Below are 15279 nucleotides of genomic sequence, written 5' to 3'. Positions count from 1 at the left end.
CCCCCTCGATTCAAATCGATAAAAGTCTAAGCGCATCATGTGCCGCACGGCTGTGACTCCCGGGCCACGTCAAGCAAAAAATGTCAGCATCACAGCCATGAAATTCCCCAGTTCCACCCGTGACAAGCCGGCGATAAAGGGGCAAAAATCCGGCTCGACTCAGTTCGGGTTGAGTTTGGCAAGGAATGCTCTCGTAGAATGTCGGTCGTGTTTGCATCGCGTCGTGCGGCGCCGCTTGTCGTTGCGGCCGCGGGAATTTTTTTGCTGACGCTGCCGCATGCCCAGGCGCAATGGTGGAAGCGCGCGCCGGTCGACTTCGAGGAATGCGCGGACGCCGCCGAGAAATCCTCGACCAAGGCCGAGAAGACGGCGGCGCTTGCCGAATGCAACGCCAAGTTCGCGGGCCGACGCAAGGCGGGCGGCGGCTACACCTACTACGACTTCCTCCAGGACCGCACCTTCGACATCGCCGGTCCCAATCCGACGCCGGAGGAGCAGAAGAAGATCGACGAATCCTACACCGCCTATCTCGCCAGTCAGCGGCGCAGCAATGAAGCGGCCCAGGCCGCCGCGCGCCTGCAGCGCGAGCAGCAGGAACAGCAGGCGCAGCAGCTTCAGCAGGTCGCGCTGCGAACCGAAGTCGAGCGCGCGCGCGTGCCTGTGCCGGTCGAGCGGCCGAAAATCCTCCGGGCCGCAGGCAGCGACGCGCAGCCGCGGCCAAAGGGCGCCCCCTGCGCCAAGGGCTCGTTCTCCTGCGAATGGCCGCGGCTGTCGGAAAGCCTGAACGAGTTGAAGAAGCTGTTCAACCCGACATCGAGCAAGCCGGCGAAGAAGGGGTGAGCTGAGACGGCACAAACTCCGCTGTCGTCCCGGACAAGCGCAAGCGCAGATTCGGGACCCATAGCCACAGGGAGTAGTTGCTGCGCGCACAGGCAACCACGAGTCTTCGCCAAACTTCTCCCTGTGGTTATGGGTCCCGGATCGGCGCGCGCTTGAGGCGCGCTTGTCCGGGACGACAGCGAGAGTTTGGCCTCAATTCGTGTGCTTCTTCTTGACTCGCTTCGGTTTGGCCACCGGCGCATTCGCCGGCTCCGCTGTCGTTCCTGAATTGCTCAACGCCTTGCGGCTCTCCTGCAAGCGCGCGTCATAGCCGGGCGAGCTCACGACCGTCGGCGGCCTGGCGTAAGCGAGTGTCGATGCGCCGCAGAGTGCGGCCAATACGAACCCGATCATCAGACAACGCGTCATCGCCCTCCTCCATCACACTCAAGCGCTACCCGCGAATCTGCTGCGGCGTCAGCGCGGGCGGGCCCTTGCCCGCAGCCTCGGCCTGCTTGATCAACGCAACAATGCGGCGCATCAGCGGCACATCGACACGGTTTTGCTCGGCAAGCGCGATCACCGCGCCCTGGAGGTAGTCGATCTCGGTCTTGCGGCCCTGCTTCAGATCCTGCCACATCGAGGAGCGCGCCTCCGGATCGATCTTCATGGTGCGGCCGAGGATCGCGTTGAATATCCCGTCGGGCAATTTCAGCAATGTCGGCGTCCAGCTCATCGGGATCGGCGTCGCCGAGACCGGCGTGATGCCGGCGGCCCTCAGCGCGGCCAGGCCCTCCGCCATCTGGTCGGCGAACAGCCTTCGCCAGTCGCGGTCCGCCAGTTGCGCGGCGAGCGGCATGTCGGACAGTGCGCTGAGCGCATTGTTCAAATTGATGATCAGCTTGCCCCATTGCACGCCGGTGATGTCGCGGCTCGCGCGCACCGTGAGCCCTGGCGCCGAGAGCGCGAGAGCCGTGCTCTCCGCATCCTCTGCGACATGGATGTCGCCGGAGGTCGAGCGGTGGAAGCGGCCCTCGCCCATCGCGATGACGTTGAACGGCACCATGCCGGCGAGCACGCGGCGGCCGCCGAGGCGCTCACGCAGCACTGCGACGTTACCGATGCCGTTCTGAAGCGAGACGATGACGGCATCCTGCGGTGCATGCTGCGCGATCTGATCGGCGACATCGGCGGTGTCGGCGCTCTTCACCGTGACCAGCACGATGCCGGCACTGTGGAAGATCGAAGGGTCCTCCGACAGTGCAAGCTGGCCCGCACCGAGCTTCTTCTCGGAGCCGTCGAAATCGGTCAGCCGCAGGCCGAACCGCTCGATTTCGGTCTTCACCCGCGGCCGCACCAGCAGCGCGACGCGACGGCCGGCGGCCGCCAGCACGCCGCCGACGAAACAGCCGATGGCGCCCGCGCCGGCCACCACGATCGGTCGATCCGTAACCACCGCACCCTGCTCCCTGAATGACCGGCCTTCGATAGCAGAGGCGGGGCCAGCTGCCCATCGCGACGGGTCCGCCTTGTAACCGTCATGAGAGCCCCATATGTTTTCGCCCCGGGGGCGATGTCAGCGGCGAACGCTCGCCGAACGAGACGCCAAAGGAGAGCACCATGGGTCTACTCGACGTCCTCAATGGCATGCAGAATGGCCCGCGCGGCCCCAGCGCACCCAGCTCCGAGAAATCCTCCGGCGGCATGTCGCCGATGACCATGGCTCTGCTCGGCCTGATCGCCTGGAAGGCGTTCAAGCATTTGACGGCAGGCCAGCCCGGCGCGGCGCAGGCGCCGCAGCAGCGGTCGCCGCTACCGCCTCCGACACCGGTGAATACGGGCAACACCACGCTTCCCGGCAGCGGCGGCGGTCTCAGCGATTTGCTCAAGGGCGGCCTCGGCGGCCTGCTCGCGGGTGGCGCGGCCGGCACCGTACTCAGCGGCGGGCTCGGCGATCTCCTCAACCAGCTCCAGCAGGGCGGCCATGGCGACGCCGCGAATTCCTGGGTCGGCAAGGGCGAGAACAAGCCGATCGCCCCCGGCGATCTCGCCAGCGCGCTCGGCGCCGACCAGATCGACAGCCTGTCCGCCCAGAGCGGCCTGTCGCGCGAGGAGCTGCTCTCCGGCCTCAGCCAGTACCTGCCGCAGGTGATCGATCACCTGACCCCGGACGGAAGGCTGCCGACGGAGAACGAACTGTCAGGCAGAATTTAGTAGAAGTCTGATCTACGAATTCAGGAAGGGGAGCACTGTCATGAGTTTCGGCGGCCTGTTGTGGATCATTGTCGTCGGCTTCATCGCCGGCCTCATCGCGCGCTGGCTCGCGCCCGGACCGAACAACCCGAGCGGCTTCATCCTCACCACCGTCCTCGGCATCGCCGGCGCGTTTCTGGCGACCTTCGTTGGCCAGTCGATTGGTCACTACAGTCCCGACCAGGGCGCGGGCTTCATCATGGCCACGGTCGGCGCGGTGGTGGTGCTGTTCATCTGGCACCGGCTGGTGGCGAGCGGTGTGATCAAGGGGTGACGGCACAGGCCGTCAGATAGAGGCACACTGCCGCCTCAGACTTCGTCATTGCGAGGAGCTCTTGCGACGAAGCAATCCAGCCTGTCCCCGCGGACGCTTTCTGGATTGCTTCGCTTCGCTCGCAATGACGAGCGTCACGTAATCAAATGCATCCCGGCATCCATGCGCACGACCTCGCCGGTCATGTTGCTGGAGGCCGGCATCGCCAGGAAGCAGACGAGCTGCGCGATGTCTTCCGCGCTTGAAGCGACCTTCAGCGGCACCTTCGCCACCACGCTGTCGCGCACCTGCTTTGCGCCGGCCTCGCCGCGGCCCTTGGTGAACCAGGGCGTATCGATATAGCCGGGGCACACCGTGTTGACGCGGATCAGCGGCGCCAGCGCGCGCGACAGCGATAGCGTCATCGTATTCAGTGCGCCCTTGCTCGCGGCGTAGGCGATCGACGAGCCGACGCCGCTGATGCCGGCGACCGAGGACACGTTGACGACGGCGGAGGGCCGCTCCGACGCCTTCGCGCCGGCTTCCAGCAGGCTGCGCGCCGCGCGCACCATCTGGAACGGGCCGATGGTGTTGACGCCATAGACCCGCTGGAAATCTTCCGCCGACAATCCGTCGAGATCGGCATGCGCGACATGCTTGGTGGTGCCGGCATTGTTGACGAGGATATCGAGCCGGCCCCAGCCGCTGGCTGCCGCAACGATCTTGCGGCAATCCTCATCCCTGGAAACGTCGCCCTGCGCGACCAGAACTTCCGGCGAGCCCGCCTTGCGGCAGAGCTCTGCCGTGGCCTCGGCCTCCTTCTGGCTCGACGAATAGTTGATGACGAGGCGCGCCCCGCCCCGCGCGAGAATTTCCGCAGTCGCAGCACCCAGGCCGGATGCGGACCCCGTTACGATTGCGCACAAGCTGTCCTTTGCCATCCCTGATGTCCTTCCCCTGTATCTGACGCAAGCCTTAGGTAGCTGGCCTTGTTTAGCGAGTTTGCCGCGCGCTGCAAATCGAGCAAACTCCGCTAAGCGGAATTAGCTTATCGCCCATGCCTGCCCCGCAGGTTGACCTGCGATCAACGCTTGTCAGGGCCATGGCTTTTTCCGATCATCGGGCGCAAGAAGAACCTGCGCGCCCGCTTGACCTGGCAGGACGCGCCAATGGTAAAACACGGGGAACGCTGTGGCGGAGAGTGACAATATCGTCGTCGAGACCGCGGAAAAAATCTTCGCCGATCTCGCCGATCCGCAAACCATCAACAACGACAAGAAGGGTTCTTGGCAGGCGCCGCTGTGGCAGGCGCTGAGCGAAGCCGGTCTGCCGTTGTCCTGGGTGCCTGACGATCTCGGCGGCTCCGGCGCGAGCCTCGCCGACGGGTTTGCGCTCCTGAACGCCGCCGGCCGTTTCGCCGTCGCAGTTCCCCTGGCCGAGACCATGCTGGCGGGCTGGCTGCTGGCACAGGCCAGGATCGCCTCCCCCGAAGGCGAGATGACGGTGCTGCCGGCCTCGCCAAAGGACCGCATCACCCTCGATGCCGACGGTTCGCTCTCAGGCCGCACCCGCGGCGTGCCGTTCGCCAAGGCGGCGAAGCATTTTGCGGTGCTTGCGCACGGCAAGGATGGTGTTTCCATCGCGCTGGTCGATGCGGCCAAGGCGCGGATCGAGGCCGGTCTCAATGTCGGTTACGATCACAGCGACACCGTCACGCTGGACAAGGTCCAGCCTGTCACCCTCAAGCCCGCGCCGAAGGGTTTCGACCAGACCACGCTGATGCTGTTGGGCGGCGTCGCGCGCAGCCTCCAGATCGCGGGCGCGCTGGAGTCCATGCTCGACATCTCCGTACGCTACTCCAACGAACGCGTCGCGTTCGAGAAGAAGATCTCGAAATTCCAGGCCGTGCAGCACAACCTCGCCCGCCTCGCCGGCGAGTCCGCCGCGGCGCTCGCGGCCGCGACATCGGCGGCCGATGCCATCGCGAACGCCAAGGCATTTGACGACGAGGTCTATCTCGAAGCCGCCTCGGCCAAGATCCGCTGCGCGGAAGCGGCGGAAAAAGGCGGCGCCATTGCGCACCAGGTGCACGGCGCGATCGGCTTCACCATGGAGCACATCCTGCACCGCTACTCGCTGCGGGCGCTGGCCTGGCGCGACGATTTCGGCTCGGAAAGCCATTGGGCCGTCGAGCTCGGCAAACTGGTCGCACATCGCGGCGCCGACGAATTGTGGCCGCTCGTGGCTTCACGCTGATCAGGGAACGAGACACATGACCGCGGCCCTCCGTTTCGATCCGATCCGCCTGCCGGAAAAGTGCGAGCAATTGCGCAAGGAAGTGCGCGCCTTCCTAGCCGAGGAAATCGCCGCCGGCACCTTCGATCCGCACAAGCCGAACCGCGAGGACACCGACGCGCCGGAATTCTCCCGACGGGTCGGCGCCAAGGGCTGGCTGGGGATGACCTGGCCGAAGAAATACGGCGGGCAGGAGCGCTCCTTCCTCGAACGTTACGTCGTGACCGAGGAGATGCGCGTCGCCAATGCGCCGACGCGGCGCTTCTTCGTCGCCGACCGCCAGAGCGGGCCGGTGCTGCTGAAATACGCGCCCGAACACATCAAGATGGAGATCCTGCCGCGCATCTGCCGCGGCGAGATCTGCTTTGCCATCGGCATGAGCGAGCCGAACTCCGGCTCCGACCTGTTCGCCGCCAAGACGCGCGCGACCAAGACCGACGGCGGCTATCTCATCAACGGCACCAAGATCTGGACCTCCTCGGCGCATATCGCCGACTACATGATCGCGATCTTCCGGACCTCGCCGCCGACCAAGGAAAATCGCCGCCACGGCCTGACGCAATTTCTGGTCAAGATGAAGCAGCCGGGCATCAAGGTGAACCCGATCGGCCAGATTACCGGCCAGTACGAGTTCAACGAGGTCGTCTTCACCGACCACTTCATTCCCGACGATCACGTGCTCGGCGAGGTCGACGGCGCCTGGAAGCAGGCCACGAGCGAGCTTGCTTACGAGCGGTCCGGCCCGGAACGCTTCCTGGAAACCTATTACGTGCTGACCGAACTGGTCCGCGCGGTCGGCCCCAATCCGGATACGCGCAGCGCCGAAGGCATCGGGCGGCTCGTGGCGCAGCTCCATACCATGCGGCGCATGTCGGTCTCGGTCGCGGGCATGCTGCAAGCCGGCAAGGAGCCAGTGGTCGAAGCTTCCATCGTCAAGGACATCGGCACGGTCTGGGAGCAGCAGCTGCCGCACCGCGTGCGCGATCTCGCCGCTTTCGTCGAGGAGACCGCGACCAACCGCGAGACGCTGGAGCGGCAGCTCGACTTCGCGATCAAGACCGCACCGAAACTCACCATCCAGGGCGGCACCACCGAGGTGCTGCGCGGCATCATCGCCCGCGGACTTGGTTTGCGCTAGTCGCGCGGACTTGGCCTGCGCTAACTCATCGAGGACATCATGAGCACCTTTAAAGATATCGGCGTCGAGAAGGTCGGGCACGTCGGCACCATCGAGATACGCCGCCCGCCGCTGAACTTCTTCGACATCTCGCTGATCAACCAGATCGCAGACGCGCTCGACGAGTTCGATCGCGACATCGATATCCGCGCCTCCGTGCTGTCGGCACAGGGCAAGGCGTTCTGCGCCGGCGCCAATTTTGGCGATCCGGCGCGGCAGGCGCAGGAAGCGCGCGAGGCCGAGAAGACCGCCAAGGGCGATCCGGCCGACAACCTCGGGCCGATCAGCCATCTCTATATCCAGGCCGTGCGCATCTTCCGCGCCAAGAAGCCGATCGTCGCGGCCGTGCAGGGCGCAGCCATCGGCGGTGGCCTGGGCCTCGCGGTCTCGGCCGATTTCCGCGTGACCTGTCCCGAAGCCCGCTTCTCTGCGAACTTCACCAAGCTCGGCTTCCATCCCGGCTTCGGCCTGACCGTGACGCTGCCGGAGCTGATCGGCAAGAACAACGCCGAGCTGATGTTCTACACCAGCCGCCGCGTTACCGGCGAAGAAGCGGTCAAGTGGGGCCTCGCCAACGAGTTGGTGCCGCAGGACCAGGTGAAGGCCGCCGCAATGAAGCTCGCCGGCGAGATCGCCGAATGCTCGCCGCTAGGCCTGCTCTCGACCCGCGCCACGATGCGCGCCAGCCTCGCCGATCGCGTCTTGGCCGCGACCAATCACGAGCTCGCCGAGCAGACCCGCCTGCGCGCGACGGAGGATTTCAAGGAAGGCGTGAAGGCCACGGAAGAACGGCGGGCGGCGAATTTCAGGGGAAGGTAGTCAACGTTTTACTCCGGCGCCGCGACATTCTCCCCTGTCGTCCCCGCGAACGCGGGGACCCATAACCACAGGGAGCGGTTGTAACGCAAAATCGGCAACCACGAGTCTTCGCAAAACCAAATCCTGTGGTTATCGCGACGAGCGCAAGCGCTCGCGCGGAGGTCCCGGATCGGCGCGCGCTTGAGGCGCGCTTGTCCGGGACGACGGCGGTGGTTGTGGCTAATTAGCTACTTCCGTCCCACCACCAGCGCATCGACGATCGTCACGCCTTGTCCCTCGGCGTGCACCAGCACCGGGTTGAGCTCGATGCCCGGAATCTTCTCGTGATTGCGCGAGGCGCCGATGAGCGCGATGCTGGCGGGCGCGAAGAAGCTGTCGAGCGGATGCGGCATGGCCGGGTAATCCCTTTTGTCTTTCTTCAGCCGTTCCGCACTCACTCTCTACCCGTCATCCTGAGGTGCTCGCCGAAGAGGCGAGCACCTCAGGGTGACGGATAACGATCAACTCACCCGGAACGTCACTCCGCCCAGCAAAAACTCGTTCCCGGCCACCGCGAGCCCCTTCGCCTTGGCGGCGTGCAGCACCTGCGCGACATCAGCCACCCGAAATTCCAGCGCGCTCATGATCTCGCTGGCGCCCTTGGCGAAGCGAAAGGTTGCATTGGGCAACTTCAGTTCGGCATTGCCGCTCGGCGCAATGCCGATGATCTTGCCCCAGTGCTCGGCCAGACCCTGCGAATCCGGGCTCTGCAGCTCCACGGCCGTCAGCGCCTGCGTCACATCCTTGCGGATGAATTGTTGCCAGTCCGGACCCGCCGGAGGATAGGGGCCCAGGACGTCGTCGCTGCCTTCGGTGTGGTTGAACTCGATGAAGGCGGCGCGGCAGTCGCGGGGGTGGAGCTGGACGCCGTGATAGGGCGCATGGTCAATGACGTTGGCGGTGCGCACGCCCATCGCGTTGGCATTGCGGCCGCGCTCATCCGGATCGTTGCAGCAGAAGATCGCCATGTAGCCGCCGCGGCCGCCGGTCTTCTCGATGAAGCGGCCGGCCGTGGTGCCATCCTTGAAGGGCGCGACCACCTCGAGCAGGATCGTGTCGACCGGGAGCAGCGCATTCTCCAGGCCGTATTTCGCGACATTGCCGTCGCGATAGCACACAGCGAGGCCCATGATCTCGGCGATGTCGGAGATCACGGGCGCGAGCTGCGGCGCGACGAGGCAGATCTGCCGCAGCCGCATGTAGGGTGCCATCGTCATGCGCCCTTGAAGGTCGGCTTGCGCTTCTCGACGAAGGCCTTGGCCGCCTCCTTGTGGTCCTCGGTCTCGCCGCAGCGGGTGTGATGGATCGCCTCGCCATCGAAGCAATCCTCCAGCGCCAGATGCTCGGCATTGTTGATGTTGCGCTTGATGAAGCCGAGCGCGATCGACGGCCCCTGGGCCAGCGACAGTGCGACCTCGTGCGCGGCGGCGTCGATCTCGGCGTCGGGCACGACCCTGGTCACCATGCCGATCGCGTGGGCCTCCTTCGCGGTCAGCACCGGCGACATCAGGTACAACTCGCGCGCCCGCGCGCTGCCGAGCAGTTGCGTGAGGAAATAGGTGCCGCCGTAATCGCCGGAGAAGCCGACCTTGGCGAAGGCAGTGGTGATCTTGCAGGATTCGGAGGCGATGCGCAGGTCGCAGGACAGCGCCATCGACAGACCGGCGCCGGCCGCTGCGCCGTCGAGCTGCGCCACCACGGGTTTCGGCATCTGGTGCAGGATGCGCGAGACCTCCATGCCGCGGCGCAGGTTTGCGAGCTTCTGCTCGAACGGCAGCGGCGCCCGCCCCTCCGCCATCGACTTGACGTCGCCGCCGACGCAGAACGAGCCGCCGGCGCCCTTGAACAGCACCGCACGCACCTCCGGATCGTCAGCCGCGCGCCGCGCAGCCTCGACCAGCCCGCGCACCATGTCCGGGTTGAGCGCGTTCTTGCGCTCGGGACGGTTCATCGTGATGGTGAGCAGCCCGCCTTCGAGCTTCTGCAGGACCATGTCGTTGCTCACAGGACGTCTCCCTCTAGTTGTTGCTCATCTCCGTCGTTCCGGGGCGATGCAAAGCATCGAACCCGGAACCTCGAGATCCCGGGTTCGCTTCGCGCCCCGGGATGACGCTTCGCGTCACTTCTTCACCAGCGGGCAACGCGACTGCTCCAGCGACTGGAACGCCTCGCTGCCGGGAACGGTGGCGAGCAGCTTGTAGTCGTCCCAGCGGCCCTTGGACTCCGACGGCTTCTTCACCTCGAACAGATACATGTCGTGGAGCATGCGGCCGTCCTCGCGGATCTTGCCATTCTTGGCGAAGAAGTCGTTGATCGGTGTCTCCTTCATCACCTTCATCACGGCGGCGGCATCGGTCGTGCCGGCCGCCTTCACCGCCTTGAGGTAATGCGTCACGGACGAATAGACGCCGGCCTGCGCCGAGGTCGGCGGCCGCTTCACGCGCTCCTGGAAGCGCTTCGAGAAGGCGCGCGTCTCGTCGTTCATGTCCCAGTAGAACGCCTCCGCCAGCAAGAGGCCCTGCGCGGTCTCCAGCCCGATCGAGTCGATGTCGGTGACGAAGGCGAGCAGGGGCGACAGTTTCTGGCCGCCCTTGGTGATGCCGAACTCCGCCGACTGCTTGATGGCGTTGACGGTGTCGCCACCGGCATTGGCAAGGCCAATCACCTTGGCCTTGGAGGCCTGGGCCTGGAGCAGGAACGACGAGAAATCGGACGTGTTGAGCGGATGGCGGACGGCGCCGAGCACCTTGCCGCCGGTCTTGGTCACGACGTTGCTGGTGTCCTTTTCCAGGTCCTGGCCGAAGGCGTAGTCGGCGGTGAGGAAGAACCAGGTGTCGAGGCCGGATTTCACCGCGGCAAGGCCGGTGACGTTGGCCTGGCCGAACGTGTCGAACACGTAGTGCACGGTATAGGGACCGCAGGCCTCGTTGGTGAGGCGGATCGAGCCCGGGCCGTTGAAGATGATGATCTTGTTGCGCGCCTTGGCGATCTCGCCGGCGGCAAGCGCGGTCGCGGAGGCCGCGACGTCGTAGATCATCTCGACGCCCTGGTTGTCGAGCATGTCCCGGGCGATGTTGGCGGACAGGTCCGCCTTGTTGAGATGATCTGCCGCCAGCACCTGGATCTTGCGGCCCAGCACCTCGCCGCCGAAATCCTCCACGGCCATCTTGGCCGCGGTCTCGCTGCCGGGGCCGGTGATGTCGGCATAGAGGCTCGACATGTCGAGGATGCCGCCGATCTTGAGCGGCGGCTTGTCCTCCGCCTGCACGGCGCTCGCACCGAGGGCAAACGCTGCGGCAAAAATGCCCGGCAAAATTCTCTTCATCGAAAAAGACCTCCCTTGATCGCCTTGCTCTGACGGCGGCTTGGTTATTTCTCTTGCCGCAATCATGCCGCATGCGCGAGAGCGCAGCAAGCGCGAGCGACCTTATGCGAGCACGATGATCGCGCACGTTTTCCGCAAAACGGAATGGTCAGGCGCGGATAAATGCTTCCACGTCATTGCGAGCGCAGCGAAGCAATCCAGAGTCTTTCCGCGGAGGGGATTCTGGATTGCTTCGCTGTGCTCGCAATGACGAAGTGTGACGAAGCATCTTCGCATCCCGCCGCGCTTGAGTTAAGACGGAAGCGCAACGCAACCTCTCCGGGCAACGTGACGCGACTGCTTCATCTCACCGTCGCAATTCTTCTCGTCGCGAGTCACACCGCGCTCGCGAGCCCGTGTCAGTTCGAGTCTCAAGGCGACGGCCGCGTCGTCGCCATCGTCGATGCGCGCAGCGTCCGTCTCGATGACGGCCGCGAGATCCGCCTCACCGGAATCGAGCCGACGGCGACGACGAAGCAGGCGCTGGCATCGCTGCTCGCCGGACGCGACGTGACCCTCCGCAGCACCGACGACACACCCGACCGCTATGGCCGCCAGGGCGCGCTGGTCTTCGTCGGCGAGGCCGACATCCCGGTGCAGGCCATGCTCCTCGCCCAGGGCGACGCTATCGTCTCCGCGGAAATCGCCGACAAGGACTGCGCGGCCGCCCTGATGTCGTCCGAAGCCGAGGCCCGGCGCCAAAAAAAGGGCAATTGGGCTGACCTGTCGGCCATAAAAAACGCGGAAAGTCCGGACGATATTTTGGCGGGGATCGGGCGCTTTATGGTGGTCGAGGGCAAAGTCCTGTCGGTCCGGCAAGCTGGGGCAATGACCTACCTCAACTTCGGACGGAACTGGACACGCGGCTTTGCCGTGACTATTTCAAAGCGCACGTTACCGGCATTCGAGGGCGCCGGGATTGCCCTTAAGTCTTTGGAAAATAGGCGTATTCGAGTCCGAGGCTGGGTCGAGGGGGATGCGGGGCCGCGTATCGATGTGCGCCTCGTGGGACAAGTCGAGTTGCTCGGCACAAACGAGCCGACAGGGGTAAGGCCCTAAAACGGGCCAGGCACGGGTTAAGCGACGTGAATGGGGTGCTAGAAGGGCACGAGAGGTGTGAACGCCGCCGCCTGCGGGCTGCGCCGGCGGCGCTATGCCTCGTGCTGGGCACGGCGCTTGCGGGCTGCGGCGACATGGGCCGGTTCCAGACCGCGGCGGCCCCGCCCGCCGTCGCGATGCCCAAGCCCAAGCCGGCTGTCGCGCAGACCCCCGCCACCGAAAAGGAGCACGAGCGCATCCTGGCCAGCTATGGCGGCACCTATGACGATCCCAGGCTCGAATCACTCGTCAGCAAGACCGTCGACCGGCTGGTCGCGGCATCCGACCGCCCCGACCAGGGTTACAAGGTCACCATCCTCAATTCCGGCGCGGTGAACGCCTTCGCGCTGCCGAACGGCCAGCTCTATGTCACGCGCGGCCTGCTCGCGCTTGCCAGCGATACGTCGGAACTGTCGTCCGTGCTCAGCCACGAGATGGCGCATGTGCTGTCCAAGCACGCCGCGATGCGCGAGGACCAGGCCCGCCAGGCCGCAATCGTCACCCGCGTCGTCACCGACATGAGCAACGACCCCGATCTCACCGCGCTTGCGCTCGCCAAGACCAAGCTCACCATGGCGAGCTTCTCGCGCAATCAGGAGTTCGAGGCCGACGGCATTGGCGTGGGCATTTCCGCCAAGGCGCATTTCGATCCGTATGGTGCTGCCCGGTTCCTTTCGGCGATGGAGCGCAATGCCGAGCTGAAAGCCGGCAAGACCTCGCTCGATCCGCGCGCGCAGGATTTCACCTCGTCGCATCCGGCAACGCCCGAGCGCGTGCAGAATGCGCAGAACATTGCGCGGCAATATGCTGCGCCCGAGGGCGCCGAACGCGACCGCGAAAGCTATCTGGCCGCAATCGACAACCTCGTCTATGGCGAAGACCCCAGCGAAGGTTTCGTTCGCGGCCGGCGTTTCCTGCATCCCAAGCTCGGCTTCACCTTCCAGGCGCCGGACAATTTCACGCTCGACAACACCGCGCAGGCGGTGATCGGCGTGCGCGACGGCGGCTCGCAGGCGATGCGCTTCGACGTCGTGCGGGTGCCGGCCGAGCAGTCGCTCGGCGATTACCTGAACTCCGGCTGGATGGAAGGCGTCGAGAAGGCCTCCACCGAGGACCTCACCATCAACGGTTTCCCGGCCGCCTCCGCCACCGCCAAGGGCGATCAGTGGCAGTTCAAGGTCTATGCGCTTCGCTTCGGCAGCGACGTCTACCGCTTCATCTTCGCGGCACGGCAGAAATCGACCGAGAGCGAGCGTAACGCGCGCGAGACCGTCAACTCATTCCGCCGCCTGACGCTCGACGAGATCCAGGCCGCGCGCCCGCTGCGCATCAAGGTCATCACCGTGCAGCCCGGCGACACCGTGGAATCGCTCTCCCACCGCATGGCCGGCGTCGATCACCCCGCCGAACGCTTCCGCGTGCTCAACGGCCTCGATCGCACCGCGCAGGTCAAGGTGCGCGACCGCGTGAAGATCGTGGCGGATTGAGGCGCTAAGCGCGCGTCGTAGCCCGGATGGAGCGCAGCGCAATCCGGGAATCGCCCCTCGCGGATAGACTTACCCGGATTACGCTTCGCTCCATCCGGGCTACGGCCACAAGCTCCGCCGTCGTCGGGCAAGCATAACTGCCGTAGGGTGGGCAAAGCGAAGCGTGCCCACCATTCCCCATCGTGATCGTTGAAAGATGGTGGGCACGGCGCTCCGCGCCTTTGCCCACCCTACAAGTCTGCCTTATGGCGGCTGTTTGTGCCTATCTGCCCGCATCCATATCGCCCGCTTCGCGCTGGCCGCTGAGCCAGAGCGCGAGCAGCGTCCAGAATGCGCCTGACAGCAGATACGCACCTGAGGCGATGACGCCGAGATTGGTCGCGAGCAGCAGAGCGACGAGCGGAGCAAAGCCGGCGCCGAACAGCCAGGCCATGTCCGAAGTCAGCGCCGAAGCCGTGTAGCGATACGCTTGCCTGAAATTCGAGGCGATCGCGCCCGAGGACTGGCCGAAGGACAGGCCGAGCAGGATGAAGCCGATCACCATGTAGATGGTCTCGCCGAACGCGCCGGCGTCGAGCAGCTGCGGGGCGAAGCCGCTGTAGATCGCGATCGCGATCGCCGATCCCATCAGCAGCGACTTGCGGCCGACGCGGTCGGCGATGATGCCGGAGAGCACGATCGCAACGACCCCGAACACGGCGGCGACGATCTCGATGATCAGAAAGCGCACCGGGCTCTCGCGGGTGAACAGGAACACCCAGGACAGCGGAAACACCGTGACCATGTGGAACAGCGCGAAGCTCGCCAGCGGCGCGAAAGCGCCGAGCATGATGTTCTGGCCTTCGCGCGCGACCGTCTCGGAGATGCGCGAGGGCTGGAGTTCGCGGGTCTCGAACAGCGAGGCATATTCTTCCGTCGTCACCATGCGCAGGCGCGCGAACAGCGCCACGACGTTGATGGCGAAGGCGACGAAGAACGGATAGCGCCAGCCCCAGTCGAAGAAATCATCGGCCGAGAGGTTGCCGGCGAAATAGGCGAACAGCGCGCTCGCAACGATCAGCCCGAGCGGGGCCCCGAGCTGCGGCACCATCGCGTACCAGCCGCGCTTGGAGGGCGGCGCGTTCAGCGCCAGCAGCGAGGCCATACCGTCCCAGGCGCCACCCCAGGCCAGACCCTGCGCGATACGCGCCAGCGCCAGCAGCCAGATCGCGGCGCTCCCGATGTCGTGATAGCCGGGCAGGAACGCGAGCGCGACGGTGGCGGTGCCGAGCAGGAACAGTGCCGAGACCAGCTTGGCCGCCTTGCCGTAACTCCGGTCGACCGTCATGAAGATCACGGTGCCGATCGGCCGGGCCATGAAGGCCAGCGCGAAGATCATGAAGGAATAGAGCGTACCGGTCAGCTCGCTCGTGAACGGGAAGACCAGGCGTGGGAACACGATCACCGAGGCGATCGCGAACACGAAGAAGTCGAAGAATTCGGAGGTGCGGCCGATGATGACGCCGATGGCGATCTCGCCGGGACTGGCCTGGTCATGGCCATGCTCGCCCGAGTGGAGGTCTGCCATTGCGGGGGTCTGTGCCGTCGCCATTCGTGCGCCCTTAACGTCCTGAAAACCAAAGCCGACCGCCCGGCGGGAGCCAGGCAATCTAGGCTTCTCTGACCCAACATTCCG

General features: G+C 65.4%; 16 protein-coding genes. 8 read left to right on the top strand and 8 right to left on the bottom strand.

What is annotated here, in order from left to right:
• Positions 1 to 198: 198 nt before the first annotated feature.
• Complete coding sequence (locus GPL20_RS39070) at positions 199 to 840, top strand: hypothetical protein (protein WP_167533308.1); 642 nt, start codon at positions 199 to 201, stop codon at positions 838 to 840.
• 192 nt (positions 841 to 1032) lie between these two features.
• Here GPL20_RS39070 and GPL20_RS32080 read toward each other — a convergent pair whose 3' ends face one another.
• Together GPL20_RS32080 and GPL20_RS32075 are read right to left on the bottom strand one after the other, a co-directional pair.
• Complete coding sequence (locus tag GPL20_RS32080; RefSeq protein WP_157335349.1) at positions 1033 to 1248, bottom strand: hypothetical protein; 216 nt, start codon at positions 1246 to 1248, stop codon at positions 1033 to 1035.
• A 25-nt stretch (positions 1249 to 1273) separates the two neighbouring features.
• Positions 1274 to 2275 carry a 2-dehydropantoate 2-reductase gene (locus GPL20_RS32075; protein WP_254125458.1) on the bottom strand — a complete coding sequence of 334 codons (1002 nt, stop codon included), beginning with the start codon at positions 2273 to 2275 and terminating at the stop codon, positions 1274 to 1276.
• Positions 2276 to 2439: 164 nt separating this feature from the next.
• Here GPL20_RS32075 and GPL20_RS32070 point away from each other — a divergent pair, with 164 nt between their 5' ends.
• Both GPL20_RS32070 and GPL20_RS32065 read left to right on the top strand, forming a co-directional pair.
• Entirely contained in the window at positions 2440 to 3033 is a 594-nt protein-coding gene (locus GPL20_RS32070; RefSeq protein ID WP_157335346.1) for a YidB family protein, read from the top strand.
• A gap of 40 nt (positions 3034 to 3073) precedes the next feature.
• Positions 3074 to 3346 carry a GlsB/YeaQ/YmgE family stress response membrane protein gene (locus GPL20_RS32065; protein ID WP_157335344.1) on the top strand — a complete coding sequence of 91 codons (273 nt, stop codon included), beginning with the start codon at positions 3074 to 3076 and terminating at the stop codon, positions 3344 to 3346.
• 134 nt (positions 3347 to 3480) lie between these two features.
• On the opposite strand, the gene GPL20_RS32060 is transcribed toward GPL20_RS32065, so the two are convergent.
• Entirely contained in the window at positions 3481 to 4266 is a 786-nt protein-coding gene (locus tag GPL20_RS32060) for an SDR family NAD(P)-dependent oxidoreductase (protein WP_157335342.1), read from the bottom strand.
• 250 nt (positions 4267 to 4516) lie between these two features.
• Here GPL20_RS32060 and GPL20_RS32055 point away from each other — a divergent pair, with 250 nt between their 5' ends.
• Genes GPL20_RS32055 through GPL20_RS32045 form a run of 3 tightly spaced genes read left to right on the top strand, consistent with a single transcriptional unit; the run spans position 4517 to position 7616 of the window.
• Positions 4517 to 5581 carry an acyl-CoA dehydrogenase family protein gene (locus GPL20_RS32055; RefSeq protein ID WP_254125460.1) on the top strand — a complete coding sequence of 355 codons (1065 nt, stop codon included), beginning with the start codon at positions 4517 to 4519 and terminating at the stop codon, positions 5579 to 5581.
• Positions 5582 to 5597: 16 nt separating this feature from the next.
• Positions 5598 to 6758 (top strand): acyl-CoA dehydrogenase family protein, encoded by a 1161-nt coding sequence (locus GPL20_RS32050; protein ID WP_157335340.1) that lies wholly within the window; start codon positions 5598 to 5600, stop codon positions 6756 to 6758.
• A gap of 39 nt (positions 6759 to 6797) precedes the next feature.
• Entirely contained in the window at positions 6798 to 7616 is an 819-nt protein-coding gene (locus GPL20_RS32045; RefSeq protein WP_157335338.1) for an enoyl-CoA hydratase/isomerase family protein, read from the top strand.
• A gap of 227 nt (positions 7617 to 7843) precedes the next feature.
• Here the strand turns inward: GPL20_RS32045 and GPL20_RS39065 are convergent, their stop codons facing one another.
• The 4 genes from GPL20_RS39065 to GPL20_RS32030 all read right to left on the bottom strand — a co-directional run bounded on the left by GPL20_RS39065 (position 7844) and on the right by GPL20_RS32030 (position 10980).
• Positions 7844 to 8008 carry a hypothetical protein gene (locus tag GPL20_RS39065; RefSeq protein ID WP_167533307.1) on the bottom strand — a complete coding sequence of 55 codons (165 nt, stop codon included), beginning with the start codon at positions 8006 to 8008 and terminating at the stop codon, positions 7844 to 7846.
• 108 nt (positions 8009 to 8116) lie between these two features.
• Positions 8117 to 8866, bottom strand: coding sequence for a VOC family protein (locus tag GPL20_RS32040; protein WP_167533311.1), 750 nt, complete (start codon positions 8864 to 8866; stop codon positions 8117 to 8119).
• Between the two features lie 2 nt (positions 8867 to 8868).
• Positions 8869 to 9660: an enoyl-CoA hydratase gene (locus GPL20_RS32035; RefSeq protein WP_254125462.1), complete on the bottom strand. Its 792-nt coding sequence runs from the start codon at positions 9658 to 9660 to the stop codon at positions 8869 to 8871.
• A gap of 114 nt (positions 9661 to 9774) precedes the next feature.
• The gene (locus tag GPL20_RS32030; protein ID WP_157335333.1) at positions 9775 to 10980 is read right to left on the bottom strand and encodes an ABC transporter substrate-binding protein; all 1206 of its coding nucleotides are present in this window, start codon (positions 10978 to 10980) and stop codon (positions 9775 to 9777) included.
• Positions 10981 to 11226: 246 nt separating this feature from the next.
• Here GPL20_RS32030 and GPL20_RS32025 point away from each other — a divergent pair, with 246 nt between their 5' ends.
• The gene (locus GPL20_RS32025) at positions 11227 to 12078 is read left to right on the top strand and encodes a thermonuclease family protein (protein WP_157335330.1); all 852 of its coding nucleotides are present in this window, start codon (positions 11227 to 11229) and stop codon (positions 12076 to 12078) included.
• 35 nt (positions 12079 to 12113) lie between these two features.
• The gene (locus GPL20_RS32020; protein ID WP_488226135.1) at positions 12114 to 13604 is read left to right on the top strand and encodes a M48 family metalloprotease; all 1491 of its coding nucleotides are present in this window, start codon (positions 12114 to 12116) and stop codon (positions 13602 to 13604) included.
• A 262-nt stretch (positions 13605 to 13866) separates the two neighbouring features.
• Here GPL20_RS32020 and GPL20_RS32015 read toward each other — a convergent pair whose 3' ends face one another.
• Entirely contained in the window at positions 13867 to 15195 is a 1329-nt protein-coding gene (locus GPL20_RS32015; RefSeq protein ID WP_157335328.1) for an MFS transporter, read from the bottom strand.
• Between the last annotated feature and the right edge of the window lie 84 nt (positions 15196 to 15279).

This window comes from Bradyrhizobium cajani (assembly GCF_009759665.1).
GTDB lineage: Bacteria > Pseudomonadota > Alphaproteobacteria > Rhizobiales > Xanthobacteraceae > Bradyrhizobium > Bradyrhizobium cajani.
This window is presented reverse-complemented; position numbering and strand designations above follow the sequence as displayed.

Bases quoted from the DNA above. Each gene is read 5' to 3' on its own strand.
- GPL20_RS39070 (WP_167533308.1), top strand. From the start codon at position 199: ATGTCGGTCGTGTTTGCATCGCGTCGTGCGGCGCCGCTTGTCGTTGCG.
- GPL20_RS32080 (WP_157335349.1), bottom strand. From the start codon at position 1,248: ATGACGCGTTGTCTGATGATCGGGTTCGTATTGGCCGCACTCTGCGGC.
- GPL20_RS32070 (WP_157335346.1), top strand. From the start codon at position 2,440: ATGGGTCTACTCGACGTCCTCAATGGCATGCAGAATGGCCCGCGCGGC.
- GPL20_RS32065 (WP_157335344.1), top strand. From the start codon at position 3,074: ATGAGTTTCGGCGGCCTGTTGTGGATCATTGTCGTCGGCTTCATCGCC.
- GPL20_RS32060 (WP_157335342.1), bottom strand. From the start codon at position 4,266: ATGGCAAAGGACAGCTTGTGCGCAATCGTAACGGGGTCCGCATCCGGC.
- GPL20_RS32050 (WP_157335340.1), top strand. From the start codon at position 5,598: ATGACCGCGGCCCTCCGTTTCGATCCGATCCGCCTGCCGGAAAAGTGC.
- GPL20_RS32045 (WP_157335338.1), top strand. From the start codon at position 6,798: ATGAGCACCTTTAAAGATATCGGCGTCGAGAAGGTCGGGCACGTCGGC.
- GPL20_RS39065 (WP_167533307.1), bottom strand. From the start codon at position 8,008: ATGCCGCATCCGCTCGACAGCTTCTTCGCGCCCGCCAGCATCGCGCTC.
- GPL20_RS32040 (WP_167533311.1), bottom strand. From the start codon at position 8,866: ATGGCACCCTACATGCGGCTGCGGCAGATCTGCCTCGTCGCGCCGCAG.
- GPL20_RS32030 (WP_157335333.1), bottom strand. From the start codon at position 10,980: ATGAAGAGAATTTTGCCGGGCATTTTTGCCGCAGCGTTTGCCCTCGGT.
- GPL20_RS32025 (WP_157335330.1), top strand. From the start codon at position 11,227: ATGACGAAGTGTGACGAAGCATCTTCGCATCCCGCCGCGCTTGAGTTA.
- GPL20_RS32015 (WP_157335328.1), bottom strand. From the start codon at position 15,195: ATGGCGACGGCACAGACCCCCGCAATGGCAGACCTCCACTCGGGCGAG.